25 protein-coding genes are annotated in these 26558 nt (G+C 70.2%); 8 read left to right on the forward strand and 17 right to left on the reverse strand.

Annotated elements, in window-relative coordinates; all coding sequences use genetic code 11:
* Window positions 1-11: 11 nt before the first annotated feature.
* From MUG78_RS03010 to MUG78_RS03055, 10 genes are all read right to left on the reverse strand, one after another.
* Window positions 12-1568, reverse strand: coding sequence for an acyl-CoA carboxylase subunit beta (locus MUG78_RS03010; protein ID WP_246992071.1), 1557 nt, complete (start codon window positions 1566-1568; stop codon window positions 12-14).
* Entirely contained in the window at window positions 1561-2166 is a 606-nt protein-coding gene (locus MUG78_RS03015) for a TetR/AcrR family transcriptional regulator (protein WP_246992074.1), read from the reverse strand. The genes MUG78_RS03010 and MUG78_RS03015 overlap by 8 nt, the downstream gene beginning before the upstream one ends.
* The gene (locus tag MUG78_RS03020) at window positions 2163-2966 is read right to left on the reverse strand and encodes an enoyl-CoA hydratase family protein (protein ID WP_246992076.1); all 804 of its coding nucleotides are present in this window, start codon (window positions 2964-2966) and stop codon (window positions 2163-2165) included. The genes MUG78_RS03015 and MUG78_RS03020 overlap by 4 nt, the downstream gene beginning before the upstream one ends.
* 17 nt (window positions 2967-2983) lie before the next feature.
* Window positions 2984-4141 (reverse strand): acyl-CoA dehydrogenase family protein, encoded by a 1158-nt coding sequence (locus MUG78_RS03025; protein ID WP_246992078.1) that lies wholly within the window; start codon window positions 4139-4141, stop codon window positions 2984-2986.
* Entirely contained in the window at window positions 4142-6157 is a 2016-nt protein-coding gene (locus MUG78_RS03030) for an ATP-binding protein (RefSeq protein ID WP_246992080.1), read from the reverse strand.
* 7 nt (window positions 6158-6164) lie between these two features.
* Window positions 6165-7763 (reverse strand): acyl-CoA carboxylase subunit beta, encoded by a 1599-nt coding sequence (locus MUG78_RS03035; RefSeq protein WP_246992082.1) that lies wholly within the window; start codon window positions 7761-7763, stop codon window positions 6165-6167.
* Window positions 7760-8920 (reverse strand): acyl-CoA dehydrogenase family protein, encoded by a 1161-nt coding sequence (locus MUG78_RS03040; RefSeq protein WP_246992085.1) that lies wholly within the window; start codon window positions 8918-8920, stop codon window positions 7760-7762. The genes MUG78_RS03035 and MUG78_RS03040 overlap by 4 nt, the downstream gene beginning before the upstream one ends.
* 62 nt (window positions 8921-8982) lie before the next feature.
* Window positions 8983-10683, reverse strand: a complete 1701-nt coding sequence (locus MUG78_RS03045) for an acyclic terpene utilization AtuA family protein (RefSeq protein ID WP_246992087.1) — start codon at window positions 10681-10683, stop codon at window positions 8983-8985.
* Window positions 10684-10746: 63 nt separating this feature from the next.
* Window positions 10747-11532 carry a TIGR03084 family metal-binding protein gene (locus MUG78_RS03050; protein ID WP_246992089.1) on the reverse strand — a complete coding sequence of 262 codons (786 nt, stop codon included), beginning with the start codon at window positions 11530-11532 and terminating at the stop codon, window positions 10747-10749.
* Between the two features lie 78 nt (window positions 11533-11610).
* Window positions 11611-12489 carry a PaaI family thioesterase gene (locus MUG78_RS03055; protein WP_246992091.1) on the reverse strand — a complete coding sequence of 293 codons (879 nt, stop codon included), beginning with the start codon at window positions 12487-12489 and terminating at the stop codon, window positions 11611-11613.
* 61 nt (window positions 12490-12550) lie between these two features.
* On the opposite strand from MUG78_RS03055, the gene MUG78_RS03060 reads away from it, so the two are divergent.
* The 4 genes from MUG78_RS03060 to MUG78_RS03075 are packed head-to-tail and all read left to right on the forward strand — an operon-like array spanning window position 12551 to window position 16761.
* A complete protein-coding gene (locus MUG78_RS03060; RefSeq protein WP_246992093.1) occupies window positions 12551-13216 on the forward strand; it encodes a PaaI family thioesterase in 666 nt (221 codons plus the stop codon).
* Window positions 13216-14124, forward strand: coding sequence for an amidohydrolase family protein (locus MUG78_RS03065; RefSeq protein ID WP_246996777.1), 909 nt, complete (start codon window positions 13216-13218; stop codon window positions 14122-14124). The genes MUG78_RS03060 and MUG78_RS03065 overlap by 1 nt, the downstream gene beginning before the upstream one ends.
* Before the next feature lie 59 nt (window positions 14125-14183).
* Complete coding sequence (fadD1, locus tag MUG78_RS03070) at window positions 14184-15755, forward strand: fatty-acid--CoA ligase FadD1 (RefSeq protein ID WP_246992095.1); 1572 nt, start codon at window positions 14184-14186, stop codon at window positions 15753-15755.
* Between the two features lie 10 nt (window positions 15756-15765).
* Entirely contained in the window at window positions 15766-16761 is a 996-nt protein-coding gene (locus tag MUG78_RS03075) for an NAD-dependent epimerase/dehydratase family protein (RefSeq protein WP_246992096.1), read from the forward strand.
* A 134-nt stretch (window positions 16762-16895) separates the two neighbouring features.
* Here MUG78_RS03075 and MUG78_RS03080 read toward each other — a convergent pair whose 3' ends face one another.
* The 7 genes from MUG78_RS03080 to MUG78_RS03110 all read right to left on the reverse strand — a co-directional run bounded on the left by MUG78_RS03080 (window position 16896) and on the right by MUG78_RS03110 (window position 22971).
* Window positions 16896-18158 (reverse strand): hypothetical protein, encoded by a 1263-nt coding sequence (locus tag MUG78_RS03080; protein ID WP_246992098.1) that lies wholly within the window; start codon window positions 18156-18158, stop codon window positions 16896-16898.
* 5 nt (window positions 18159-18163) lie between these two features.
* The gene (locus tag MUG78_RS03085) at window positions 18164-18679 is read right to left on the reverse strand and encodes a nuclear transport factor 2 family protein (RefSeq protein WP_246996778.1); all 516 of its coding nucleotides are present in this window, start codon (window positions 18677-18679) and stop codon (window positions 18164-18166) included.
* 102 nt (window positions 18680-18781) lie between these two features.
* Entirely contained in the window at window positions 18782-18973 is a 192-nt protein-coding gene (locus tag MUG78_RS03090; RefSeq protein WP_246992100.1) for a ferredoxin, read from the reverse strand.
* Window positions 18973-20340: a cytochrome P450 gene (locus MUG78_RS03095; protein WP_246992102.1), complete on the reverse strand. Its 1368-nt coding sequence runs from the start codon at window positions 20338-20340 to the stop codon at window positions 18973-18975. The genes MUG78_RS03090 and MUG78_RS03095 overlap by 1 nt, the downstream gene beginning before the upstream one ends.
* Window positions 20340-21125 carry an SDR family oxidoreductase gene (locus MUG78_RS03100; RefSeq protein ID WP_246992104.1) on the reverse strand — a complete coding sequence of 262 codons (786 nt, stop codon included), beginning with the start codon at window positions 21123-21125 and terminating at the stop codon, window positions 20340-20342. Before MUG78_RS03100 ends, MUG78_RS03095 begins: the two co-directional genes overlap by 1 nt.
* Complete coding sequence (locus MUG78_RS03105; RefSeq protein WP_246992106.1) at window positions 21125-22366, reverse strand: cytochrome P450; 1242 nt, start codon at window positions 22364-22366, stop codon at window positions 21125-21127. Before MUG78_RS03105 ends, MUG78_RS03100 begins: the two co-directional genes overlap by 1 nt.
* On the reverse strand, window positions 22363-22971 hold the full coding sequence (locus tag MUG78_RS03110) for a TetR/AcrR family transcriptional regulator (RefSeq protein WP_246992109.1): 609 nt from the start codon (window positions 22969-22971) through the stop codon (window positions 22363-22365). Before MUG78_RS03110 ends, MUG78_RS03105 begins: the two co-directional genes overlap by 4 nt.
* Window positions 22972-23035: 64 nt before the next feature.
* Between MUG78_RS03110 and MUG78_RS03115 the strand changes: the two genes are divergently transcribed.
* The 4 genes from MUG78_RS03115 to MUG78_RS03130 all read left to right on the forward strand — a co-directional run bounded on the left by MUG78_RS03115 (window position 23036) and on the right by MUG78_RS03130 (window position 26532).
* Window positions 23036-24502 carry an aldehyde dehydrogenase gene (locus MUG78_RS03115; protein WP_246992111.1) on the forward strand — a complete coding sequence of 489 codons (1467 nt, stop codon included), beginning with the start codon at window positions 23036-23038 and terminating at the stop codon, window positions 24500-24502.
* Between the two features lie 61 nt (window positions 24503-24563).
* Window positions 24564-25295 carry an SDR family oxidoreductase gene (locus MUG78_RS03120; RefSeq protein ID WP_246992113.1) on the forward strand — a complete coding sequence of 244 codons (732 nt, stop codon included), beginning with the start codon at window positions 24564-24566 and terminating at the stop codon, window positions 25293-25295.
* Complete coding sequence (locus MUG78_RS03125) at window positions 25292-26158, forward strand: NAD(P)-dependent oxidoreductase (protein WP_246992114.1); 867 nt, start codon at window positions 25292-25294, stop codon at window positions 26156-26158. The genes MUG78_RS03120 and MUG78_RS03125 overlap by 4 nt, the downstream gene beginning before the upstream one ends.
* On the forward strand, window positions 26155-26532 hold the full coding sequence (locus MUG78_RS03130; protein WP_246992115.1) for a carboxymuconolactone decarboxylase family protein: 378 nt from the start codon (window positions 26155-26157) through the stop codon (window positions 26530-26532). The genes MUG78_RS03125 and MUG78_RS03130 overlap by 4 nt, the downstream gene beginning before the upstream one ends.
* Window positions 26533-26558 lie beyond the last annotated feature (26 nt).

The raw sequence follows: 26558 nt of genomic DNA on the forward strand, positions 1-26558 counted from the left end.
CCCGAGCCCGATCACCAGGCGTCGACGGGGCGTCCGGTCATCGTCCGCGGTTCCGTGGCGGCGGCGTCGAGCAGGCGGACGATCACCTCGCGCGTCTGCGCCGGATCGATCACGTCGTCGATCTCCCCGTAGCGGGCCACGTTCAGCGCCGAGGCGTGCTCGCGCAGGTGCGCGGTGAGTTCGACGACGGTGCGCTCGCGCTCGGCGTCGTCGGCGATGGCCGCCAGCTCCGCGCGCATGGACAGACGGACCGCGCCCTCGAGTCCCATCGGCCCCAGGTGGGCCCCGGGCCAGGCCAGCGTCATCAGCGGCTCGCGGGTGCTGCCGCCGAGCATGGCCTGTGCGCCGAGCCCGTAGCCGCGGCGCAGCACCACGCCGATCAGCGGCACCGTCAGCGCCGCCCCGGCGATCAGCAGGCGCGAGCTGTGCCGCACGATCGCGGTGGCCTCGGCGTCGGGGCCGACCATCATGCCCGGGGTGTCGACCAGCGAGACCACCGGGAAGCGGTTGGCCTCGCACAGTTGCAGGAACCGGGCGGCCTTGTCGCCCGCGTCGGCGGTGATCGCACCGGCCACGTGCTGGGTGTCGTTCCCGAGCAGGCCGACGGTCCGACCTTCGATGCGGCCGAGCGCGGTGAACAGTTCGGGGGCGAAGTCGGGGCGCAGGACGGTCACCGAGTCGACGTCGCACAGCGTCTCGACGATGCCGATCGGGTCGTACGCGACGTTCTCGGTCTCCGGCACCGCGTCACGCAGCGGCGTCTGGTCCGGCGCCGACCACGCGGGCGTCGGGCCGAGGAAGTACTCGAGCAGCTCGCGGGCGGCGGCTTCGACCTCGGAATGGTCGACGGCGACGTCGACGACGCCGACCGCGGCCATCACCTCGAGCGGGCCCACGTCGGCGGAGGCCACCTCACCGAGGCCGCCGCCGGCGATCATCGCGGGTCCGCCCATGCCGAGGGAACTGCGCTCGGAGGCGACGATCAGGTCGGCGCACCCGGCGATCACGGCGTTCCCGGCGAAGCAGTTGTCGTCGACCACCGCGATCCGCGGGACCGTGCCGGACAGCCGCGCCCAGGCGGCGAAGGTCGGGGTGTCCAGGGCGGAGGCCAGCGGGATGTCGGTGTCGCCGGGGCGTCCGCCGCCGCCGGCCGCGAAGAACAGGGTCGGCAGCCGCAGGCGGGCGATCACGTCGAGCAGGCGGTCGGTCTTGACGTGCCCGCGCATGCCCTGGGTGCCGGCCATCACGAGGTAGTCGTAGGACAGCACCGCGCAGCCGCGGCCGTCGATGGTCGCGATCCCGCCGACGATGCCGTCCGCGGCGGTGCGGTCGAGCAGTTCGTCGATCGACCGTCGATCCTCCTGGGCGCCGGTCACGAACCGGCCGTACTCGACGAAGGAGCCGGGGTCGACGACGGCGGCGATGTGCTCGCGCGCCGTGCGGCCGCCGCGTCGGTGCAGCTTGGCGACGGCGTCCGGGCGGGCGGCATCCTCGGTGAGGGCACGACGCGCCAGTACCGCGAGCAGGTCCTCCCGGATACCCAGGAGTCCAGCGGGAGTATCAGACATCCAGCGCCGCCTTCACTTGCTGGACCCACGCCGCGGTGACCTGGGCGCGGCGCTGCGAGTCGTCGGAGAGGGTGTCGGCGAGGCCGAAACCGCGGGCCAGGTCCAGGGTGATCTGCGCCAGCCGGTGCGCGGTGGACCCGTGCTCGCCGGTCGGGTCGAGTCCGGCCACGGTGAGCTTGTGCGCGGCCCGCGCCAGCTTGGCTTCGAGCGGCAGGATCAGCTCGCGCAGGGTCTCGTCGGAGGCGGCCGCCGCCCACACCTGCAGCGCCGCCTTGAACTGGCGGCCGGTGTAGATGGAGACGGCGCGGTCGACCACGGCGTCGATCCGTTCCGGGCCGTCGGGCAGGTGCTCCAGGGTCTGCGCCGCCTCGGCGGTCATCACCTCGAACATCGACTCGAGCACCGCGGTGATCAGATCCTCGCGCGCGGGGAAATGGTGTTGGGCCGCACCGCGGGAGACCCCGGCCGCCTCGGCGACCGCGGTGACCGTCGTGGCCGACCACCCCTTGACGGCCAGCATGTCGACGGTCGCCGCCAGCAACCGCTCGCGCGTCTGACGCGAGCGTTCCTGGCGGGGTTCCCGCGGCGCGACGGTCACGATGCGCTCGCGTCCCAGGCCGGGCGCCGCTTGGACAGGAACGCGGTCATGCCTTCGCGGGCCTCGTCGGAGCCGAACAACGCCATCGACTCGGCCGCCCGCGCCGCGACGGCTTCGTCGAAGCCGTCGAGCAGGTCGGCGGTGGTCAGCTTCTTCGACGCCGCCAGGCCCTGCGGGGATGCCTTGCGCACGCTCTCGCAGATCGCCGCCACCTGCGCCTGCAGGTCCTCCACCGAATCGGCTGCGGCGGTGAGGAATCCGCTCGCCACCGCGGTCGCCGCGTCGAACTTCTCGCCGGTGAGGAAATACCGTCCCGCCGAGCGCGCGGTCATCTTGGCCAGCAGCACCACCGAGATCATCGACGGGGCCAGGCCCAGCCGCGACTCGGTCAGCGCGAACGTCGACCGCGGGCCGGCGACGGCGATGTCCGCCGCCCCGACCAGACCGAAACCGCCGGCGCGGACGTGGCCGTCGATCATCGCGATCACCGGCTTGGGCAGGTCCAGGAACGACCGCATGAGCGACGACATGGAGCTGCCGACCTCGGCGGTGGCCTCCTCCGGCGTGAGCCCGCGGCCCACCGCCTCACCCAGATCCGCACCGGCGCAGAAGGTTCCACCGGTGTGGGTCACCACCACCGCGCGGACGGCGGGGTCGGCGCCTGCCGCTTCGATCGCCTCCCGCAACTGCCGAACCAGCGTGGAGCTGAGGGCGTTGCGGTTGTGCGGTGAGTCGAGCGTGATGGTGGTGACCGCCGCCTCGGTGGCGGTGCGGACCAACAGTTCGGGTGTCTCGGACATGGACGAATCCGCTTCTCTCAGTACGACTTCGGCAGACCCAGGCTGGCCTGCGCGACGAAGTTGAGGATCATCTCGCGGCTCACCGGAGCGATCTTGGCGATGCGCGAGAGCGCGATCATCGGCGCCACGCCGTATTCGACGGTGAGGCCGTTGCCGCCCATCGAGTGCACGGCCTGATCCACGGCGGCCACCGCGGCGTCGGCCGCGGCCAGCTTCGCCATGTTCGCGGCCTCCGCGGCGCCCCAGTCGTCGCCGGAGTCGTACAGCGAGGCGGCCTTCTGCATCATCAGCTTGGCCATCTCGGTGTCGATCTTGATCTTCGCCAGCGGATGCGAGATCGCCTGGTGCGTCGCGATCGGCGCCTTCCACACGGTGCGGTCGTTGACGTATGCGACGGCCTTGTCGAGCGCGTAGCGGGCCATGCCGACCGCCGAGGCCGACGCCATGATGCGTTCCGGGTTCAGACCGGCGAACAGCTGCGACAGTCCGGCGTCCTCGGAGCCGACGAGGGCATCGCCGGGCACGCGGACGTCGTCGAGGAACAGGGCGAACTGCTTCTCCGGGTTCACCAGCTCCATCTCGATGACCTTGGCCTCGAAGCCGGGCGCGTCGGTGGGCACGATGAACAGGGCCGGCTTGAGCTTGCCGGTCTTGGCGTCCTCGGTGCGGGCCACGATGAGCACGGCCTGGGCCTGGTCCACGCCGGAGATGTAGACCTTCTGACCGGACAGCAGCCACTCGTCGCCGTCGCGGCGGGCCGTGGTGGTGATCATGTGCGAATTGGAGCCCGCGTCCGGCTCGGTGATGCCGAAGGCCATCGTGATGGTGCCGTCGGCCAGGCCGGGCAGCCACCGCTGCTTCTGCTCGTCGGTGCCGAACCGGGCGATGATGTTGCCGCAGATCGCCGGGGAGACCACCAGCATCAGCAGGCCGGTGCCGGAGGCGGCGAGCTCCTCCATGACGATCGCGAGCTCGGCCATGCCGGCCCCGCCGCCACCGTACTCCTCGGGCAGGTTCACGCCGATGAAACCGAGTTCGCCGGCTTCCTTCCACAGCTCATCGGTCTTGCGGCCCTGGCGGGCGCAGTCCTGGAAGTACTTCGGTCCGTATTTGGCGCCGAGTGCGGCCACTGCCGCGCGCAGTTCTGCGTGCTCGGCGGGTTCGACGAAGTTCATTTACGCCTCATTCTGTTCGGGAGTGGATTCTTCGGTTTCGGCAGCGATCACGGCGAGGACGTCGCCGACGGACAGCTGTTTACCCTCGGTCACGGCGAGCACCGCCACCACGCCGTCGCTCGGCGCACTGATGGTGTGCTCCATCTTCATCGCCTCCAACCACAGCAGCGGCTGACCGGCGGTGACCCGGTCGCCCTCGGCCACCGCGACGCGGATCACCGCGCCGGGCATCGGCGCCAGCAGCGACCCGGGGCGGGCCACCGTCGACGGATCGACGAAGCGAGGTGCACGAGTGAACGCGACACCGGCGCCCGGCCAGTCGACGAAGACCTGCTCGCCGACCACGGACACGCGGTAGCGCCGGGCCACGCCGTCGACCAGCAGGACGGACTCGGTCGGCGTCCACGACACCGCCTGCACGCCCTCGAGGTCGGGGAGTTCCACGGCGCCGCGGTCGATCCGGTACTGCACCGTGGTTTCGGTCCTCTCGCCGGCGTGCGTCGACAGATAGGTCTTGCGCTGGTTGCCCGACGCCATGTTGCGCCAGCCCGACGGCAGCCCGCCGAGTACGGTGGCCGACCGCCGGTTGGCGGCCGACTGCGCCAGCGCGGCGGCCGCGGCCGCCACCTGCACGCTGCGCTCGTCGGCCAGCGGCGCCGAAAGCCCTTGCAGGCCAACGGTGTCCAGGTAGGCGGTGTCGGTGTCCCCGGACCCGAACTGCTGCTCGCGGAGGATGTTCACCAGCAGGTCCCGGTTGGTCACCAGGCCGTGGATCTGCGCGTCGGCGAGCGCGCGCGCCAGCATGGCGGCGGCCCGCGGGCGGGTCGGCGCCCACGAGATCACCTTGGCGAGCATCGGGTCGTAGTAGGTGGAGATCTCACTGCCGTCTGCCACGCCGGAGTCCACGCGCACGCCCGGGCGATGCAGCAGCCCGAAGTGCACGTCGGCCGGAATGTCGATGCGGTGCACCGTGCCCGACTGCGGCTGCCAGTCCTGCGCCGGGTCTTCGGCGTAGAGCCGGACCTCGATCGAATGACCGGCGGCGGTGGGTTCGGGGCCGTCGAGCCGCTCGCCCTGCGCCACGCGCAGCTGCCAGGCCACCAGGTCCACGCCGGTGGTCAGTTCGGTGACCGGGTGCTCCACCTGCAGGCGGGTGTTGGTCTCCAGGAAGAAGAACCGGCCGTCGCCGGAGGCCAGGAACTCGACGGTGCCTGCGCCGGTGTAGCCGATCGACGACGCCGCGGTGCGCGCCGCGTCGTACAGCGCCGACCGCATGTCGGCGCCGATGCGCTCGACGAGCGGGGCCGGGGCCTCCTCGATCACCTTCTGGTGACGGCGCTGGATGGAGCATTCGCGCTCACCGACCGCCCACACGCCGCCGTGCTCGTCGGCCATCACCTGGACTTCGATGTGGTGACCACGCTCGATGTACGGCTCGCAGAAGACGGTGGGGTCGCCGAAGGCCGACTCGGCTTCGCGGCGGGCCGCGGCGACGGCGTCGTCGAGCTCCTCGAGCGTCCGCACGATGCGCATGCCGCGTCCGCCGCCGCCGGCCGAGGCCTTGATGAGCAGCGGCAGGTCGGCCGCGGTGACGGCGCTCGGGTCGAGGTCGGACAGCACCGGCACGCCGGCCGCCTTCATGGCCTCCTTGGCGTTGACCTTGGAGCCCATCGCGACGATGGCCGCGGGCGGCGGACCGATCCAGGTGAGCCCGGCGTCGATCACCGCCTGCGCGAATTCGGCGTTCTCGGACAGGAATCCGTAGCCCGGGTGGATGGCGTCGGCCCCGGCCCGCTGGGCCGCAGCGATCACCAGGTCGCCGCGCAGGTAGGTCTCGGCGGAGGTGGCGCCGGGCAGGTGCACGGCGGCGTCGGCGGCGCGCACGTGCGGCGCATCGGCGTCCGGGTCCGAGTACACGGCGACGGTGCCGATGCCCATCTCGCGGCAGGTCGCGAAGACGCGGCAGGCGATCTCGCCGCGGTTGGCGACGAGGACGGAAGTGATGTGGTCGGTCATGTGTTCCTCACATCCGGAAGACGCCGAAGTTCGCGGCGCCTTCGATCGGGGCACCGGCGATCGCCGACAGGCTGAGGCCGAGCACGGTGCGGGTGTCCCGGGGGTCGATGACCCCGTCGTCGTACAACATGCCCGACAGGAACATCGGGACCGATTCGGCTTCGATCTGCGCCTCGATCATGGCGCGCAGACCGGCGTCGGCTTCCTCGTCGACGACGCCACCGCGGGCCTCGGTGGAGGCGCGGGAGACGATGGAGATGACGCCGGCCAGCTGGGCGCCGCCCATCACGGCCGATTTGGCGCTGGGCCAGGCGAACAGGAAGCGCGGATCGTAGGCGCGGCCGCACATGCCGTAGTGCCCGGCGCCGTAGCTGGCGCCGACGAGCACCGACAGGTGCGGGACGGTGGAGTTGGACACCGCGTTGATCATCATCGCGCCGTGCTTGATGATGCCGCCCTGCTCGTACTCCTTGCCGACCATGTAGCCGGTGGTGTTGTGCAGGAACAGAAGTGGCGTGTCGGTCTGGTTGGCCAGCTGGATGAACTGGGTGGCCTTCTGCGCCTCAGCGCTGAACAGCACGCCTTGCGCGTTGGCCAGGATGCCGACCGGGTAGCCGTGGATGGTGGCCCACCCGGTGCACAGGGACGGACCGTATTCCGGCTTGAACTCGTCGAAGTCGCTGTCGTCGACGATGCGCGCGATCACCTCGCGCGGATCGAAGGGCACCTTCAGATCGGGCGGCACGATGCCGAGCAGTTCCTCCTCGCTGTACCGCGGCGGGCGGACCTGCGCGGCGGGCGCGGGGCCCTTCTTGCGCCAGTTGAGGCGGGCGACGATGCGGCGGCCGAGGCGCAGCGCGTCCTGCTCGTCGGCGGCGAGGTAATCGCCCAGACCCGAAGTGCGGGCGTGCATCTCGGCGCCGCCGAGCTCCTCGTCGTCGCTCTCCTCACCGGTGGCCATCTTGACCAGCGGCGGGCCGCCGAGGAACACCTTGGAGCGTTCCTTGATCATCACCACGTGGTCGCTCATGCCCGGCACGTACGCGCCGCCGGCGGTGGAGTTGCCGAAAACCAACGCGATGGTCGGGATCCCGGCCGCCGAGAGGCGCGTCAGGTCGCGGAACATCCGGCCACCCGGAACGAAGACTTCCTTCTGGGTGGGCAGGTCGGCGCCACCGGACTCCACCAGGGAGATCACCGGCAGGCGGTTCTCCATCGCGATGTCGTTGCAGCGCAGGATCTTCCGCAGCGTCCACGGGTTGGAGGTGCCGCCCTTGATGGTCGGGTCGTTGGCCACGATGAGGCACTCGACGCCCTCCACCACACCGATGCCGGCCACCACGGAGGCGCCCACCGCGAACTGGGAGCCGTAGGCCGCGAGCGGGCACAGCTCCAGGAACGGCGAGTCCTCATCGATCAGCATCTCGATGCGTTCACGCGGAAGAAGCTTGTCGCGCTTGCGATGTCGGGCGACGGCGCGTTCGCCGCCGCCGTCGAGCACCTTGCGGAACTCCAGGTCGAGTTCGGCGAGTTTGGTGTTCATCGCCTCGACGTTGGCGACGAACTCCTCCGACGCCGTGTCGATCTTGCTGGTGAAGACGGTCACTGCTGGTACCCCAATCGCTTAGCTGCCAGGCCGAGGAGAATTTCGTTGGTGCCGCCGCCGATGCCGATGATGCGCATGTCGCGGTACTGCCGCTCCACTTCGGATTCGGTCATGTAGCCCATGCCGCCGAACAGCTGGACGGCCTTGTTGGCCACCCATTCGCCGGTCTCGACGGCGGTGTTCTTGGCGAAGCAGACCTCGGCGATGAGGTCCTGCTCGCCGGCGGCGTACTGGTCGACGACGCCGCGCGTGTAGACGCGGGCGATGTCGATCTTGCGCGCCATCTCGGTGACCGAGTCCTGCACGCTCTGCCGGGAGATCAGCGGGCGGCCGAAGGTCTCCCGGTTGCGCACCCAGTCGAGGGTCAGGTCCAGGCACCGCTGCGCCTGCGCGTAGGCCTGCACGGCGAGCGCCGCGCGCTCGGTGACGAAGGCCTGCGCGATCTGCGCGAACCCGGAGTTCTCCACGCCGACAAGGTTTTCCACCGGCACGCGGACGTCGACGAAGGACAGCTCCGCGGTGTCCGAGGCACGCCAGCCCATCTTGTCGAGCTTGCGGTCCACGGTGAAGCCGGGCGTGCCCTTCTCGATCACCAGCAGCGAGACACCGGCCGCGCCGGGGCCGCCGGTGCGCACCGCGGTCACCACGAAGTCGGCGCGGACACCGGAGGTGATGAAGGTCTTGGCGCCGTTGACCACGTAGTGGTCGCCGTCGCGCACCGCGCTGGTGCGCAGGTGGCCCACGTCGCTGCCGCCGCTGGGCTCGGTGATCGCCAGCGAGCCGATCTTGGTGCCGTCGATGGTGGGGCGCACCCACTTCTCGATCTGCGCCGGGTTACCGGCGGCGATCAGGTGGGGCAACGCGATGCCGCTGGTGAACAGCGAGGCGAAGACGCCGCCGGACACCCCCTGCTGGTGCAGTTCCTCGCACAGGATGGACGCGTCGATCACGTCGCCGCCGGCACCGCCCACCGACTCGGGGTAGGCCAGGCCGATCAGTCCGAGTTCGGCGGCCTGCACGTGCAGTTCGCGCGGGATCTCACCGTCGGCCTCCCACCGATCCTGGTACGGGAGGATGTGGCGGGTGGCGAAGCCGGCGATCGACTCGCGCAGGGCGAGCCGTTCCGGTGTCTCCCAGTCGGCGTTGCGGATGGGCATGAGTCTCCTTCTCGCAGGGTCAGCTGCGGGGGGTCAGCGCAGGGGCGTGAGCTGCGTGGGATTCAGTGGTCCAGGAAGCGCTGCGGGATCGGCACGTGCCGCGAGCGCAGCCACTCCCCCAGGCCCTTGGCCTGCGGATCGAAGCGGACGTTCTCGGCCACGCCGCGGCCGAGGATCTCCTCGATCACGAAGTTGATCGCGCGCAGGTTGGGCAGCCGGTAGCGATGCACCACCAGATCGGCGGCCTCGGGCAGCAGTTCCTTGAGCTTGTCGGTGCTCAGCAGGGAGTCGAGCCAGGCGTACTCGTCGTCGCCGCGCGCCCACACGCCGACATTGGCGCTGCCGCCCTTGTCGCCGCTGCGGGACCCGATGATCGTGCCGAGCGGTGCCATCACCGTGGGCCCCCAGTCGGTGGTCGCGGCCGGCGCCGGAGCGTCCTCGTCGACCACCAATGCCGCGCGCACCGGCGACGGTTCGATCTCCACCGACACCCCGTCGGGCTGGGTGACGCGATGGCGCACCAGTGCGGCGTCGACGTAACCGGGCTCGAAGACGCCGTAGGGCGAGCCGTGGCCGGGCGGGGCGGTCATGGTGAAGCCGGGGAAGCTGGCCAGGGCCAGCTGCACCGCGGTGTCGGCGAAGGCGCGGCCCACTTTCTTCGGGTCCGTGTCGCGGGCGACGCAGTGCAGGATGGCGCTGGCCTGTTCCTCGGTGTCGGCGTCGGGCCGGTCGTGGCGCACCAGCGTCCACTCGAGTTCGGCCGGACGGGCGGGCAGCTCGGCCTCGAACTGCGTCTGGAACAGCTCGGCCTTGGCCTCGATGTCCAGGCCGGTCAGCACCACGGAGATCTCGTTGCGCAGGCCCGCGAGGTTGTTCAGCGAGACCTTGAGATCCGTGGGCGGGGCCTCGCCGGTGGCCGCGGAGATGTGCACGCGGTTCGGGCCCTGCTGGGTGAGCTGCACCGAGTCCAGGCGCGCGGTGGCGTCCGGGTTGTAGTAGCGCGGGCCGCGGACCTCGTAGAGCAGCTGGCTGGTGACGGTGCCGATGTTCACGGCGCCGCCGGTGCCGTCGTGCTTGGTGATCACCGACGAGCCGTCGGGGTAGAGCTCGGCGATCGGGAAACCGAGGTGCCCCATCTCGATCTCGGTGAAGAAGGAGTAGTTGCCGCCGGTGGCCTGCGCGCCGCACTCGATGATGTGGCCGGCCACCACGGCGCCGGCGAGGGCGTCGAGGTCGTCGTAGCCCCAGTCGAAGGCGGCCGCCGCGGGCCCCACGGCGAGTGAGGCGTCGGTGACGCGGCCGGTCACCACGATGTCCGCGCCGCGAGTCAGCGCGGTCTTGATGCCGAAGCCGCCGAGGTAGGCGTTGGCGGTGAGCGGGCTGCCGAGGTTCAGTTCGGCGGCCTGCTTCACCAGGTCGTCACCGGAGACGAAGGCGATCTGGGCGTCGATGTTCAGTTCGGCGGCGAGTTCGTGGAGTGCCACGGCCAGCCCGTGCGGATTGAGGCCGCCCGCGTTGGTGACGATCTTGACGTCCCGGTCCCGGGCCAGCGCGAGGTTGTCGCGCATCTGGCGCAGGAAGGTCTTGGCGTAGCCGGTGCTCGGATCCTTCATCCGGTCCCGGCCGAGGATGAGCATGGTCAGCTCGGCCAGGTAGTCGCCGGTGAGGTAGTCCAGTTCACCGCCCTCGAGCATCTCCTGCACCGCGCTGAAGCGGTCGCCGTAGAAACCCGAGGCATTGCCGATGCGAATGACGTCGGTCATGTGCGTCCCTAACTGCTGTGTGTCTGCTGACGGGTGGGGTGCGTCTGGTGGTGCGGGCCGGGCTCAGCCCTGCGCGGGCCGGCCGTCGCCGGGCGGACCGGCGAAGACCTGCGCGATGTCGGCCCAGCGGCGGGCGTCGTCGCCGATCACTTCGAGGGCGAGGTCGTCGAGGTGCCGACGCTGGGTGATCAGTTCGCAGAAGTCGACGGCCGGGCCGCGCACGATGTCGGTGGCGTCCACCGGGCCCCAGACCCACAGCTCGCCCGACGGCGCGGTGATCTCCCAGCGGAACTCGGATTCCGGCGCGGGCCGGCCGTTGACCATGAACGCGTAGTTCCGGGTGCGGACGCCGAGGTGCACGACGTTGCGGATGCGGTCGGTGCTCGCGCGTTCCACGCCGAGCGCGTCCGCCACGTCCAGGCCGTGCGCCCAGGTCTCCATCAGGCGGGCGGTGGCCATCGACGGCGCCGACATCGGCGGGCCGTACCAGGGCAGCTTGGTGCCTTCCGGGACGGCGGTGAAGGCACCGGCCAGGCGACCGCGGGTGGCCCGCCAGTCGGCGAGGAGGTCGGCCGGATCGCGCTCGGCTTCGGCGGCGGCGCCCTTGTCGACGAAGCCCGCCGGGTCGGCCATCGCGTCGGCCAGCCCGGCGGTGAAACCATCGGGATCGGTGATCGCCGTCAGCGAGGCGCGGTCGGTCCACAGCAGGTGGCCGATCTGGTGGGCGATGGTCCACCCCTCCGCGGGGGTGGGCGTGGTCCACTGCTCCGCGGTCAGCGGCGCGACGAGCTCGTCGAGGGAGTCCGATTCGGCGTCGAGCGCGGAGACCAGGTCGTCAATGAGAGCCATGCGACGAGTGTCACACCGGCCCTAGAAAAAATCAAGCGCGCTTGATTGTTTACCGAGTTTTCCCCGGATGTTGCCCGGTCAGGCGTCGAAGCGAACGTCGCCGGTGGCGGTGGCGAGCAGGACGTCGCCGTCGTACAGCTCGGCGGTGAAGATCCCGAGACGACGACCCACCTTGGCGGTCTTCGTCCGGACCTGCAGGGTGCGCCCGTCCACCGCGGGCGAGCGCAGGAAGGCGACACTGAAGTCGACGAGCTGGTACTCGACGCCGGCCGGGGCCGCGGCCTGACCGGCGAACGACAGTCCCTGGGCGACGACGGCCGCGATCACGCCGCCGTGCATGGTGCCCATGACGTTGCCCATCCACGGTGCGGTGACGCTGTCGAAGCGGACCTCGCCGTCGTCGTCGACCGACACCGCGCCGCCGAGCAAGCGGCCGAGCTCGCCGATGGGCGCGGTGCCGTCGACGATGTCGGCGACGATCTCCCGGCCCGTGCGCTGCAGGTCCGGAGTCGGGAGCGCACCGGCCGCCGCCGGTGCCGCCGGTTCGGGGAGTTCCGCGGCGTCGCCGTCGACCACGATCTCGCGACCGACGCGCACGCTGCGGGCGATACCGGCGCACAGCAGTCGGCCCTCGTCGCCGGTGATGCGCACCGTCGAGACGCCGTACGGGCCCTGCGCCATGGCCACTTCGGAGGCGCCGTCGAGCACCTCGTCGACCGTCGGCCGATCCATCATCGACATCGTCAGTCGCGCCTGCACCGTCGACCCGGTCCCGGAGTAGAAGAACGACAGGCCGCCGATGTCGTCGAACAGCACGGTGAGCGCCGGCAGATCGATGAGGCCGCGGTGGTCGGTCACGCCCGGCCCGAGCGCCTGCACCATGTCGGCGAGCGGCGCTCCGGCGCGACGGCCGATGCCGAAGGAGGTGAAGGGATCGTTCTCAGTCAGGCTGGTCATGCCCCTAGTCCTATCAACACCCCGGCACCGCCACCGCATCGCATGCCCTATCGTTCGCATCGTGGACTTCCGAATCGAAGACATCACCGAAGAAGAGATCGACCGGCGCCTGAGCGTGGTGGAGCCGCTGACCGATTCCGTGCGGCAGCTGGTCGATGCGGTGATCCGTAGCGAGGTCAGCGACGAGCGGCTCGCGGCGGCCAAGGAGAAGGTCGACGCGATCGTCGCCGACCTGCGCGAGCAGCAGCGGCCGGGCAGCTTCGGGACGCGGTACACCAAGGAATTCATCGGCATGCCGTGGGGCAATGCCGCGGTCGGGGCTCGCAACGCGGTGGCGCCGCCGTTGCGCATCCAGCGCTCCCCCGGGCGGGCCGAATGCGAGATGGTGCTCGGCGCCGCGTACGAGGGCCCGGGCGGCTGCGTGCACGGCGGTGTGGCGGCGCTGATGCTCGACCAGTTGGTCGGCGAGGCCGCCAGCACCGACGGGCTGCCGAGCTTCACCGGCACCCTCACGGTGAAGTACCTGCGACCCACATCGCTCGGTCCGTTGAGCGCCCGGGCCGAGGTGACCGGCCGCGAAGGTCGGAAGACTTTTGTGCACGCCACGATGTCCGACGCCGACGGCGTGACCGTCGAGGCCGACGCGATCATGATCTGCCCCAAGGATTTCGTCCTTCCCACCGGCGACGCTCTGCCGCCGCCTGCCGACCGTCGATTGGACCGATGATGTGTGACGGCCACGGTGCGACGACGCCGTTCAGCGAGGCCGAAACGGCCGCCGTGCGTGCGTTCACCGAGCGCCTCGGGCTCGACGGCATGATCGACGTGCACACGCACTTCATGCCCAAGCCGGTGCTCGACAAGGTGTGGGCGTACTTCGATTCGGCCGGCCCGCTGCTGGGCCGCGAGTGGCCGATCGCCTACCGCGCGGACGAGGAACGACGGGTGGCGGCGCTGCGGGCGTTCGGCGTCACGACGTTCTCCTCGATGCTGTACCCGCACAAGGCGGACATGGCGGAATGGCTCAACGGCTGGGGCGCGGATTTCGGTGCGCGCCATGCGGATTGCCTGCAGACCGCCACGTTCTATCCGGAGCCGACCGCGGCGCGCTATGTGGCCGAGGCGATCGAGAACGGTGCGGAGGTGTTCAAGTCGCACATTCAGGTGGGCGCCTACTCGCCGCTGGATCCGCTGCTCGACGGCGTGTGGGGCGTGCTGGAGCAGACCCAGGTCCCGGTGGTGATCCACTGCGGCTCCGGGCCCGCACCCGGCGAGTTCACCGGTCCGGCGCCGATTCGCCAGCTGCTGCAACGCTTTCCGAAGCTGTCGCTGATCGTCGCGCACATGGGCACCCCGGAGTACGAGGAGTTCCTGGCGCTGGCCGAGGAGCACGACGAGGTGCGGCTGGACACCACGATGAGCTTCACCGACTTCTCCGAGGAAGACGCTCCGTACCCGCCGGAGCTCCTCCCCCGGGTCGCCGCGCTGCAGGAGAAGATCCTGTTCGGTTCGGACTTCCCCAACATCCCCTACGGCTACGTCCACGCGCTGCAGGCGTGCGAGCGTCTGGGACTCGGCGACGACTGGATGCGTTCGGTGCTGCACCACAACGCGGCGGCGCTGTTCGGGCGCTGACCGGCCCGAAACACCCGATTCACCGGCAGTGACCCAGCACACCTCCTAGATTCGGTGACATGGCCGAGACTGTGACCGGACTGCTGACCGAACGCGCCGACGACGACGGCACCGCGATCGCCTCCGATCAGGGCACGTGGACCTGGCGCGAGTACGTGGCCGACGCCCGCCGGACCGCCGCCGCGGTGCTGAGCGCGACCGATTCCGGCCGCCCCGTGCACGTGGGCGTGCTCCTCGGAAACTCGCCGCAGATGCTGATCGCGCTGGCCGCCGGCGCCCTCGGCGGCTATGTGACGGTGGGTGTCAACGACACCCGGCGCGGCGCCGAGCTGCTCGCCGATCTGCGGCGCGCGGACTGCCAGGTACTGCTGGTCGATGCTGCCCACCGACCACTGCTCGACGGCCTCGACCTGTCCGGGATCACGGTGCTCGACGTCTCCGAACCGGAGTGGCAGCAACGGCTGGACACCGCCGGAGACCTTGTGCCGCACGCGGTTCCGGGGCCGATGGACCCGTTCATGCTGATCTTCACCTCGGGCACCAGCGGCGAGCCGAAGCCGGTTCGGTTCGCGCACATGATGATTCCGTTCGCGGGGCCGCCGCTGGTGGAGAAGTTCGGCGTCACCGAGCGCGACGTCTGCTACCTGTCGATGCCGCTGTTCCATTCGGCCGCATTGCTCGGCGGCTACTGCGTGGCGTTGGCGAGCGGGGCGGCGATGGTGCCGACGCCGTTCTCGGCGTCGACCTTCGTCGACGACGTCCGACGGTACGGCGTGACCTACATGAACTACGTCGGCAAACCGCTCGCCTACATTCTCGCGACCCCCGAACGGCCCGACGACGCGGACACCACGCTGCGCGCCGCGTTCGGCAACGAGGCCACCGATCGGGACATCGACGAGTTCGCCCGACGCTTCGACTGCGCGGTCTGGGACGCCTTCGGCTCCACCGAGCTGGCCATCATCATCACGCGCGAGCCCGGGACGCCGCCCGGCTCCATCGGCAAGGGCTTCCCCGGGGTGGCCGTGTACCACCCGGAGTCCGGCGTCGAATGCCCGCGCGCGGTGTTCGACGAGCACGGCGCGCTGACCAACGCCGAAGCAGCCACCGGCGAACTGGTGAACACCCACGGCGGCGGCCTGTTCACCGGTTACTACAACAACGACGCCGCGACCAGCGAGCGGCTCCGCGACGGCATGTACTGGTCTGGCGACCTCGCCTACGTGGACGAGAACGACTGGATCTACCTGGCCGGCCGCTCCGGCGACTGGATGCGCGTGGACGGGGAGAACCTCGCCGCCGGACCCATCGAACGCGTGCTGCAGCGGCTGCCCGCGCTCAACCGGGTCGCGGTGTACGCGGTGCCCGACGAGGTGGTCGGCGACGCGGTGATGGCGGCCGTCGTCCTCAACGACGACGCCTCGCTCACCCCCGACGAGCTCACCGAATTCCTTGCCGCGCAACCGGATCTGTCGCCGAAGGCGTGGCCCACGCATGTGCGGATCGCCGACGATCTGCCGACCACCGCGACCAACAAGATCCTCAAGCGGACGCTGAAGGAGCAGGGCCTGACCACCGACGATCAGCTGTGGAGCCGGCCCGCCCGCTCCACGTCGTACGCCGCGGTCTGAGGGCTGCTCCGTGCACCTGGTGATCGGCGGGAACGGGTTCCTCGGCTCGCACCTGGTGCGCCGCCTGCTCGACGACGGGCAGCAGGTCCGCGTCCTGACTCGCGCCTCCAGCGACCTTCGCACGCTGGGCGGACTGGACGTGGAGCATGTCACCGGCGACCTGTTCGACGCCGAGGCCGTCGATGCCGCAATGGACGGATGTTCGGTGGTCTACCACTGCGCGGTGGATACGCGGGCCTGGCTGACCGACCCCGCGCCGCTGTACCGGACCAACGTCGAGGCGCTGCGCTCGGTGCTCGACGTCGCCGCCCGCCGCGACCTGGAGCGGTTCGTGTTCACCAGCACCCTGGCGACCATCGGGCGCGGCGACCGCCGGTCCGCGGTGGACGAAACGCAGGCCTTCGACTGGCCTGAGTCCGCACCGCACTATGTGCGCGCCCGGGTGGCCGGCGAGCAGGTGGCGCTGAGCTACGCCGCCGACGGCCGGGTGCCGGTGACCGCGATGTGCGTGGCCAACACCTACGGCGCCGGTGACTGGGCCCCGACCCCGCACGGCGCGTTCGTCGCCGCCGCGGCACTGGGCAAGTTGCCGTTCACCGTCCGCGGCATGCGCACCGAGTCGGTCGGGATCGACGACGCCGCGGCCGCCCTGGCGCTGGCCGCCGAGCGCGGTCGGGTCGGCGAGCGCTACATCGTCGCCGAGCGCTACCTGGACCTGGGCCAGGTGGTGGCCGCGGCGGCGTCCGCCGTCGACCGTGATCCGCCGCGCCTGGTGCTGCACAAGCCCACGCTGTACCTCGCGGGCGCGGCCGGGTCCGCGTTCGCCGCGGCGACCGGCAGGCCGCAGAAGCTCAGCCTGGACTCGGTGCGCCTCATGCACGCCTTTCCCCCGATGAGCCACGCCAAGGCCGAGCGCGAGCTGGGCTGGCAGCCGCGCCCGGTGCTCGATGCGATCGCCGACGGCGCCCGCTTCTGGCGCGACCTGGCCGCCTCTCGCCGCCGCTGACACCGTCGGCATCCCGCGAGACGAGTCCGCTCCCGCGAGAGGTCTCGGTTACCGCGGGCCTTCCAGTGACCCGCGGGAACGGAAGCCTTTCGCGGGAGCGGAGAGCTCTCGCGGGAGCGAACCCGGAGCGGCGGTCAGATGGGGGTGATGGGGATGGAGGGGCCGCGGTCGGTGAAGCGGAAGTCGGCGCCGGAGGAGAAGCGGGTGATGGCCACCTCCCCGGATTCGGGCAGTTCCTGATCGCCGCGGGTGAAGCGGACCTGGAGGCCGTCGTCGGCCGCGGTGGCGGAGACCACCAGGAACGGGTCGAGGGCGGTGGCCATGGCCTGCAGCGGTGCGAGATAGTCGACGGTGAGCAGCGCCAGCCAGCCGCCGTCGGTCATCGCGGGCGAGTCGGCGGGCAGGTGGACCACGACGTCGTCGCCGTCGACCCGCACCTCGACACCGGTGTACTGCGCCGGCCCGAGGATGGGATGCAGCGACAGCACCTGCGCCACCGAGTCCGCGTCGCGCCCCAGGCCCAACGCCCGCTGCAGCCGCTCGGCGGTGAGGCCACTGATGCCGGTGAGCTGCTTGCCGAAGATCTCCCGGACCTGCTCCTCGCTCTCCGCGCGACGTCGCACGCTGAGCTGGAAGCCGAGCGCCAGCAGCTGGTGCTGCAGCGCGACCTCCTCGGCGATGCGCACCAGGGCGCTGGTGGAGAACTCACGGAACTGGAGGTCGTGCACCAGCGGGCCGCGGTAGTCGGTCATGCCGTCGGCGTCGGCGGGATCGATCGGGCTCAGCTCCACGCTCGCCGCGCGGGTGGTGAACACGTGCTCGGCATCGGGCGGGAGCGGCAGCTCGGCCCGCTCCGGATCGATGGTGACGGTCCACGCGCAGTGCGGGGTCCGGTCGGTCGGCACCCGCGGGGGCCGATGGATCGGCCGGATCCGCGCGCGCCGATTGGTGGCGATCGCGGTGGCGTCGAAGGTGGGATCCTCGATGTCGTGACACATGGCGGTGACGTACTCGTCGCCGAGCGGTTCCACATCCATCAGCGCGCCGCAGTGGTCGAGCACGAAGGCGCCGTGGTCGTGGTCGGTCACCTCGTAGCGGAAGTCCATGAACTGCGGCGGCGCACCGATGTCGAGCTGGATGGCCTTGAACATGTCCTCGACGCCGTCGCCGTCGATGCCGAGCGCGGCCCGCATCCGGTTGGTGTACACCGGGCTCGACGCCATCCACTCCTCGATGGCGACGGCGGTCATGGTCTCGCGACCGAACGCGCTGATCAGGTGGGCCATTCCGCTGCGGTCGATCAACTGTCCGGACAGCAGCAGCTCCGGCACCAACGTGGCGAGCTGCGTCTGGTCGAGGACGGCGTAGCCGTCGCGGCGCGTGGTGCGCTCGGTCATGCCGGTCACCAGAGTGCGACCGGCGCCTGGCCGATCGGGTACCAGCCGGGCAGGTTCCCCGGAGCGGCCTTCTCGATGCGCGCCAGCATGCCGTCGCTCATCTTCTTGTCCTTCATCAGCTCGATGAACAGTGCGCTGACGTTGCCGTAGTCGAAGAAGTCGCGCTGCCAGGAGAACTGGAAGTTCCCGGCGTACTTGAACCAGCTGCCCTGAATGCCGTTGAGCGCGTAGTGCGATCCGTCTTCGCGGGTGGCCTCGTAAACCTGCTTCCACAGGCCGAGCATGTCGCCGGTCTTCTCGTCGATCACCCACGCCTGGTACGGGTAGGTCCAGCCTTCGAGGCCCTCCATCTCCTGCCCGAGGGCCAGGTCGCGGATCTCGTCGCGGCCGACGGCCATGAAGTCCTTGTGCGGTCCGTAGTTCCAGCCGTAGGTGGCGTCCTCGGTGTAGAACTCGGACAGCGGGCGCCAGTCGCCCGCGCGCTCGGCCTCGTCGTTGGCCGTGAGCCAGCGCTCCACCATCTCGTCGAGCTCAGCGCGATCGAAAGGTCCGTGGTCAGTCACACTTGTCTCCAGTCTTGAGGTGTTCAGGTCTTAGGGGTGTTCGGGGCTCGGTCTTCGGGGTCAGTCTTCGACGATCCGCAGTGCCTGCGTGGGGCAGTACTGCACCGCGGCGGTCACTGCGGCGCGCTGCGATTCGTCGGGGTTCGGGTTGAGGATCTCCACGTGATCGCGGTGCGCGGCAAAGACATCCGGCGCTTCCATCTCGCACATCCCGTGTCCCTGGCAGAGGTCCAGATCCACTTCGACGCGCATCAGACGCTCCGGCGGCGGTACCGCACGTTGCACGGCTTGGCCAGCTGGACCACCATCTTGGAGTGGTCGTTGCGGTACGAGTCGGCCGGCTGCGCCAGCTCGAACTCGTAGTTCTGCAGCAGCACCGAGAAGATCGCCTTCAACTGCATCATGGCGAATTGCGCACCGACGCAACGGTGTCGGCCAGCCCCGAACGGGATCCACGTCCACCGGTTGGCCAGATCCTCTTGGCGCGGAACCAGATTGCGGTCCGGGTCGAAGGCGTCGGGGTTCGGGAAGTCCTGCGGCAGACGGTTGGAGACGGCAGGCGAGACCGCGATGGTCTGCCCTGCGCGCACCTGATGTCCCTCGATCACGAAGTCTTCCTGCACCACCCGCATGAGCACGATGAGCGGCGGGTGCAGGCGCAGCGTCTCCTTCAGCGCCGCTTCGAGCTTCGGGATCTGGCGCATGGCGGCGAAGGAGTATTCCGCGCGCCCTTCGCCCTTGTCCTCGTAGATGTCGTCGAGCTCGGCGACCACCTGATCGAGGTAGTCGGGGTTGCGCAGCAGTTCCAGCAGCGTCCACGCCGCGGTGCCGGAGGTGGTGTGGTGACCGGCGAACATCATCGAGATGAAGATGCCGGTGACGGTGTCCGGGCTGAACATCAGCGTGCCGTCCTCGTTGCGGACCGACACCAGGACGTCCATCAGGTCGCGGTCGTCCTTGTCGGCCGGCGGGTTCGCGATCCGCCCTTCCATCACGCCGCTGATGAACTCCACCAGCTCCGCGCGGGCCGCGTCCCGACGGCGGAAGCTCTCGATGTCCGCGTGAGCATCCACGTAGGCCATCGGGTCGGTGCCCTTCTCCAGATCGTGGTAGAGATCGGCGATGTGGGCGTTGAGTTCCTCGCGGAACTTGCGTCCGATCAGGCACGACGACGACGTGTACAGCGTCAGCTCGCCGAAGAACTCCAGCAGGTCGATCTCGCCTTCGTCGCCCCAGTCGGCGATCATCCGCTCCACCTCGGCGGGGATGGTGACCGCGTGCTGCTTCATGTGCGGGCCCTTGAGGGCCTGGTTGTGCAGCATCTCGCTGCGCCGCTCCGGGCTGGTGTCGAAGACGACGCCCTCCCCGAAGACCGGCGTCATGAACGGATACGCGGCCGCCTGATCGAGGAGCTCGTCGGGCGCGCGGAAGAACTCCTCGTTCGCCGCGGCCCCGGAGACCAGCACGATCTCGCGGTCGGCGAGCTGGAACATGCCGATGTCGCCGCACTCCTCGCGGACCCGCCAGAACAGCGCGATCGGATCGGTGGCCAACTCGGTCAAATGCCCGTGGGACTCCTCGCCGCCGGAAACGCGACGCGGGGTGAGCAGCGTGGTCATCAGTGGTTTCCCTTCTTGGCGATGGCGCCTTCGGCTTCGATCTCCAGTTCGCGCAGGTGCGCGCCGCGCGGCATGGTGACCATCGCGTGAATGCCCTGCGCCAGGTGCTCGGGACTCAGGAAGTTCCCGTGCCGGGCCAGCCCGAACTTGATCCAGTCGTTGAGCATGTCCTCGGTCTGTTTCTGGTCGAGGTTCATGCCCATCCCGGTCAGCGTCTGCCCGGGCCGGACCACGCCGACGCGCACGCCGGTGCCCTCGAGCTCCATGCCGATGGTGGCGACCAGACCGTCGATGCCCGACTTGGCGGCGACGTACGCGGCCGACCACGGACGGGGCCGCTTGGCGACGTCGGACCCGATGAAGACGACGTCGCCGCGACCGCGTTCGATCATCGGCCCGATGGTCGCGCGGTAGATGCGGAAGGCCCCGTTGAGGTGGATGTCGATCTGCGCGGCGAACTCGTCGGGGGTGATCTGGTGGGTCAGGCCGATCGCCAGGTCGCCGGCACCGGCGACGACGATCTCCAGTCCGCCGAGCGCCTCGCTGGCACGGGCCACCGCGTCGACCACCGACGCGTCGTCGGTCACGTCCATGCGGACCGCGACCGCTTCGCCGCCGGCCGCGCGGATCTTGTCGGCGAGTTCTTCGAGGACGTCGAGGCGACGCGCGGCCAAGGCGACGGGGTAGCCGGCGGCGGCGAACCATTCGGCGGTGGCGGCACCGATGCCCGACGACGCTCCGGCCACCAGGACGGGACGACGCTCCGGATGCGGAATCAGCGCCATCAGCGGGCCTGCACCGTCATCGGGAGGTGGGCGAAGCCGCGCACATTGACCGAGTGCACGCGCTCGGCGGCGGCCTCGTCGATCTCGTAGCCGCGGACGGTCCGGGCCAGCTCGGCCAGGCCGATGTTGGTCTCCAGCCGCGCGAGGTGCGCGCCGAGGCAGAAGTGGGTGCCGAGGCCGAAGCTCATGATGGTGCGGCTCACGTCGCGACCCAGGCGGAACTGGCCGGCGTCGGGCCCGAAGACCTCTTCGTCGCGGTTGGCCGAGCCCACCAGCAGCAGGATCCGCTGCCCGGCCTCGATCCGGTGGCCGCCGAACTCGACGGCCTCGCTGACGCGCCGCAGCAGCATCTGCGTGGACGTGTCGTAGCGGAGGGTCTCCTCCACCCAGTCGCTCACCTGCTGCTCACCCGGGTCGTCGAGCACCTTGGCCAGCTCGCCGCGATTGCGGTTGCCCCAGAACACCGAGTTGGCCAGGAGCTTGGTGGTGGTCTCGTTGCCGGCCACCACCATCAGCATCATGAAGCCGATGATCTCCTCGTCGGTCAGCCGGGCGAGTTCGCCGTCGTCGCCGACCATCTCCGCTCCGATCAGCGCCGACACCAGGTCGTCGCCGAGGTTCTTCCGGCGTTCGGCGAGCAGCTCGGTGTAGTAACGGTGCAGCTCGAGGTACGCGTAGATCGCCGCCTCGGGGACATCGGTGACGCCCTCCTCGCGGTGGATCAGCAGGTCCGACTGGGTGCGCAGGTGCGCCCGATCGGCGGGGCCGACACCCAGCAGTTCGGAGACCACGTCCATCGGCAGCAGGCCGGCGAAGTCGTTGACGTAGTCGAACTGACCCATCTGCAGGCACTTATCCCAGTGCTGCGCGGTGAGTTCGGCGATCCGCCCGGCCAGTTCGCTGACGCGGCGCGGCGTGAAGCCCTTGGAGACCAGCTTGCGCAGCCGCAGGTGGCGCGGGTCGTCCATGGCCAGGAAGCTCATCGACTTCTCCGCGTGCGGGGTGTACGACGCCGGGTCGATGGACACGCCCCAGCTGTTGGAGAGGCGCACGTTGTCGCGGAAGCCCGCGGCCACGTCGGCGTGCCGGGCCAGCGCCCAGAAGTCGCCGTCGGAGTTGTAGTACACCGGGGCTTCGGCGCGCAGTCGCGCGTACGTCGGGTACGGGTCTTCGTGCAGGTCGTACGAGTAGGGGTCGAACGGGATGCGCGTCTGCATCCCCCGGTCGGCTGCGGCGGTCATCGGGTCTCCTGATCGAGAGCGGGCTGATCGGTCAAGAGCAGTCGGGCGGCGGCGACGAGCCGCTCGGACGTCTGCTCGTAGGTGAGGTGGCCCATGCCGGCGTGCACCAGGCCACCGGCGTAGAGCATTTCCAGGGCGTCGACGACGGGGCCCGGATCGGCCGGATCGGTGTCGAGGGCTTGGGCCAGGCGCTGCCGGATGAAGCCGCCGACGCGCAGTCGCAGGTGTTCGACGTCGGGGTCGGCGCCGAGCAGCGCGACGGTCACCGCGCCGCCGAGCTGACCTTCCCCGGCCACCACCATCGACACCCCCCGCAGCACCTGCGCGACGCGCTCGACGGGGTCGAGGTCCGGGTCGGGCGCGGGCACGCCGTCGGCCAGTCGGCGCCAGAAGACCTCGGCCACCAGGTGACTCTTCGACGAGAAGTAGGTGTACGCGGTGGCCGGCGCCACGCCGGCGCGTTTGGCCACCGCTCGGACCGTCAGCCCGTCGAAGCCGTCCTCGTTGAGCACCTCGACGGCGGCATCGGCGAGCCGGGCCACCGTCTCGGCCTGCTGCGGCGTGAGACGACGACGCGTGGATTCCTGGGACACGGCGCTGGACATGTGACCGACGCTACACTAGGTTCAGATTCGAGTCCAGACACCTGTCCAGATGGAGTTCCAGCACATGACTCTTCGCCCTGATTTCGCCTCCGACCTGCTGATCGACGGCAAACTCGTCGCCGGTTCCGGCGGCACCTACGACGTCGTGAACCCCGCCACCGAGGAGGTGATCGGCCAGGCGGCACAGGCCACCGCGGCCGATATGGACGCCGCGATCGCCGCCGCCCGGGCCGCCTTCGACACCACCGATTGGTCCCGCGACCACGCCTTCCGCGCGCGGTGCCTGCGCCAGCTCCGCGAAGCACTGGCCGGCCACTTCGACGAGCTCCGCGAGCTGACCGTCGCCGAGGTCGGGTGCCCGGTGTTCCTCACCCACGGCCCGCAGCTGGAGGGCCCGATGAACGACCTCGACTACTTCGCCGGGCTCGCCGAGAGCTACGACTGGACCGTCGACCTCGGCGAAGCGTCGCCGATGGGCATCAAGAACCATCGCGAGCTGCGGTCCGAGGCGGTCGGCGTGGTCGGCGCCATCACCCCGTGGAACTTCCCGCACCAGATCAACTTCGCCAAGATCGGCCCCGCCCTGGCCGCCGGCTGCACCGTGGTCCTCAAGGCCGCCCCGGACACCCCGTGGTGCGCGGCCCTGGTGGGCAAGGTGATCGCCGAGGAGACCGACATCCCGGCCGGCGTGATCAATATCGTCACCTCCACCGACCACGAGCTCGGCGCGCAGCTGACCGCCGATCCGCGGGTGGACCTGATCTCGTTCACCGGCTCCACCGCGACCGGTCGCGCGGTGATGGCCAGTGCCGCAGCGTCGTTGAAGAAGGTGTTCTTGGAGCTCGGCGGCAAGTCCGCGTTCCTGGTGCTCGACGATGCCGACCTCGGCGCCGCCTGCGCGATGGCCGCGTTCAACGTGGTGACCCACGCCGGCCAGGGCTGCGCCATCACCACCCGCCTGGTGGTGCCGCGCGAGAAGCTCGCCGAAGCCACCGAGCTGACCCGCACCGCGCTCGCCGGGCTGCCCGCCGCCGACCCGACCAAGCCCGGAACCATTTGCGGCCCGCTGATTTCCGCGCGCCAACGCGACCGCGTCGAGGAGTACATCGCCCTCGCGGTGGCCGAGGGCGGCACCGTCGAGACCGGCGGCGGCCGACCCGCGGACCGCGAGCACGGCTACTTCGTCTCCCCCACGCTGATCTCCGGCCTGGACAACTCCGCCCGCGTCGCGCAGGAGGAGATCTTCGGTCCGGTGCTGGTGATCCTGGCGCACGACGGCGACGACGATGCGATCGCGATCGCCAACGACTCCCCCTACGGCCTCTCCGGCCAGGTCTGGGGCACCGACCCGGCGCGGATCAACCGCGTGGTCGACGGCGTCCGCACCGGAACCATGGGCATCAACGGCGGCATCTGGTACTCCGCCGACGTGCCCTTCGGCGGCTACAAGCAATCCGGCATCGGCCGCGAGATGGGCGTCGCCGGCTTCGCCGAATACCTGGAGACCAAGGCCGTCGCCCGCCCCGCCTGACGCCTGATCCCGACCCACCAATCCCCTTCTGCTGCAACCACTTTCGAAAGGAACCCCACCCATGAGCCGTTTCACCGACAAGGTCGCGATCGTCACCGGTGCCGCCGGCGGCATCGGCGAGGCCTACGCCCGCGCATTGGCCGCCGAAGGCGCCGCCGTGGTGATCGCCGATGTCAACGACGAAGCCGGCCGGGCCGTGGCCGACGCCATCGGCGGCCTCTACGTGCACACCGACGTCGCCGACCCGGACTCGGCGGCGGCCCTCGCGGCCGCCGTCGTCGAGCGCCACGGCAAGATCGATCTGCTGGTGAACAACGCCGCCATCTACGGCGGCATGAAGCTCGACTTCCTCATCACCGTGCCGTGGGACTACTACAAGAAGTTCATGTCGGTGAACCTCGACGGCGCCCTCAACGTGACCCGCGCGGTGTACCCGCACATGCCCGCCGGCAGCGCGATCGTCAACCAATCCTCCACGGCCGCTTGGCTCTACAGCGGCTTCTACGGTCTGGCCAAGGTCGGCGTGAACGGCCTCACCCAGCAACTCGCCGTCGAGCTCGGCGGGCAGGGCATCCGGGTCAACGCCATCGCCCCCGGCCCGATCGACACCGAGGCCACCCGCACCAGCACCCCGCAGGAGATCGTGCAGGAGATGGTGAACCGCCTGCCGCTCAAGCGCCTGGGAACCCCGGAAGACCTGGTCGGCATGTGCCTGTTCCTGCTGTCGGCCGAGGCCGACTGGGTCACCGGCCAGATCTTCAACGTCGACGGCGGGCAGGTCATCCGTTCATGAACGACGACACGCTTCGGCTCGGCTACGTCGGCCTGGGCAACATCGGCGCTCCGATGGCCGGGCGGCTGGCCGCCTGGCCCGGCGGCCTGGACGTCTTCGACCTGAACGACGACGCCGTCGCCGCGCTGGTCGACAAGGGTGCGACGGCGGCCGCCGACCTCGCTGCGCTCGCCGCGTCGGCTGACGTGATCGGCATCTGCGTGGTGAACGACGCCCAGGTCCGCACGGTGGTCGACGGCCTGCTCCCCACCGCCCGCGACGGTGCCGTGTTCACCGTGCATTCGACCATCTCCCCGGAGACCGCGGTGGAGCTGGCCGCGGTCTGCGCCGAACGGGGCGTGACGCTGCTCGACGCCCCCATCTCCGGCGGCGCGCCCGGCGCCGAACAGGGTCGCCTGGCGATCATGTTCGGCGGCCCGCGCGCGGCCTACGAGTCGATCAAGGAGCCGTTCACACTCGCCGGCGACATGCTCGTGCATGCCGGTGAAGTGGGTGCGGGTACCCGAATGAAGTTGGCGCGCAACCTGTTGCACTTCATCTCGTTCGCCGCGACCACCGAAGCGGCCCGTCTCGCGGAGGCCTCCGGCCTCGACCTGGCCAAGCTCGGCCGCGTGGTGCGGCACACCGATGCCATCACCGGCGGCGCCGGCGCGATCATGCTCCGCGAGACCACCACCCCGATCGACCCGGACGACTTCTGGTATTCGATCTTCACCCACGTCCGCGAGTTGGGCGAGAAGGACCTCGGCCTCGCCCTCGCCGCCGGACGGCAGCTCGGCGTCGACCTTCCGCTCGGCGAACTCGCCCTGCGCGACCTGGCCGCCGGCCTCGGCGTCCCCCATCCCGAAGGAGAACAGGCATGACCGAATCGACCACCGGACCGTCCGCGCAGCGCCAGAAGGGCCTGCGGGTGATGTCGGAGGTGTACGGCTGGGAGATGGCCGACGGCCCGGGCGACTTCTTCGCCCACACCGCCGACCAGGTCTTCGGCGAAGTCTGGTCGCGCGAGGGCCTGTCCCACCGGGACCGTCGCCTGATCCTGCTGGGGGCGCTCGCGGCCAACGGCATGGTCGACGTCGCCGAGATCCAGGCCGGTGCCGCCCTCGGCAACGGTGAGCTCACCCCGGAGGAGCTGAACGAGATCGGCCTGTTCCTCTGCTACTACGTGGGCTGGCCGCTGGGCACCAAGATGACGATGATGTTCGGCGAGCAGATCAAGCAGCACAAGAAGAAGTAGCCGCCCGCGCGGCAGCAAGAAGGGGC

Source organism: Gordonia alkaliphila, assembly GCF_023017165.1.
Taxonomy (GTDB): domain Bacteria; phylum Actinomycetota; class Actinomycetes; order Mycobacteriales; family Mycobacteriaceae; genus Gordonia; species Gordonia alkaliphila.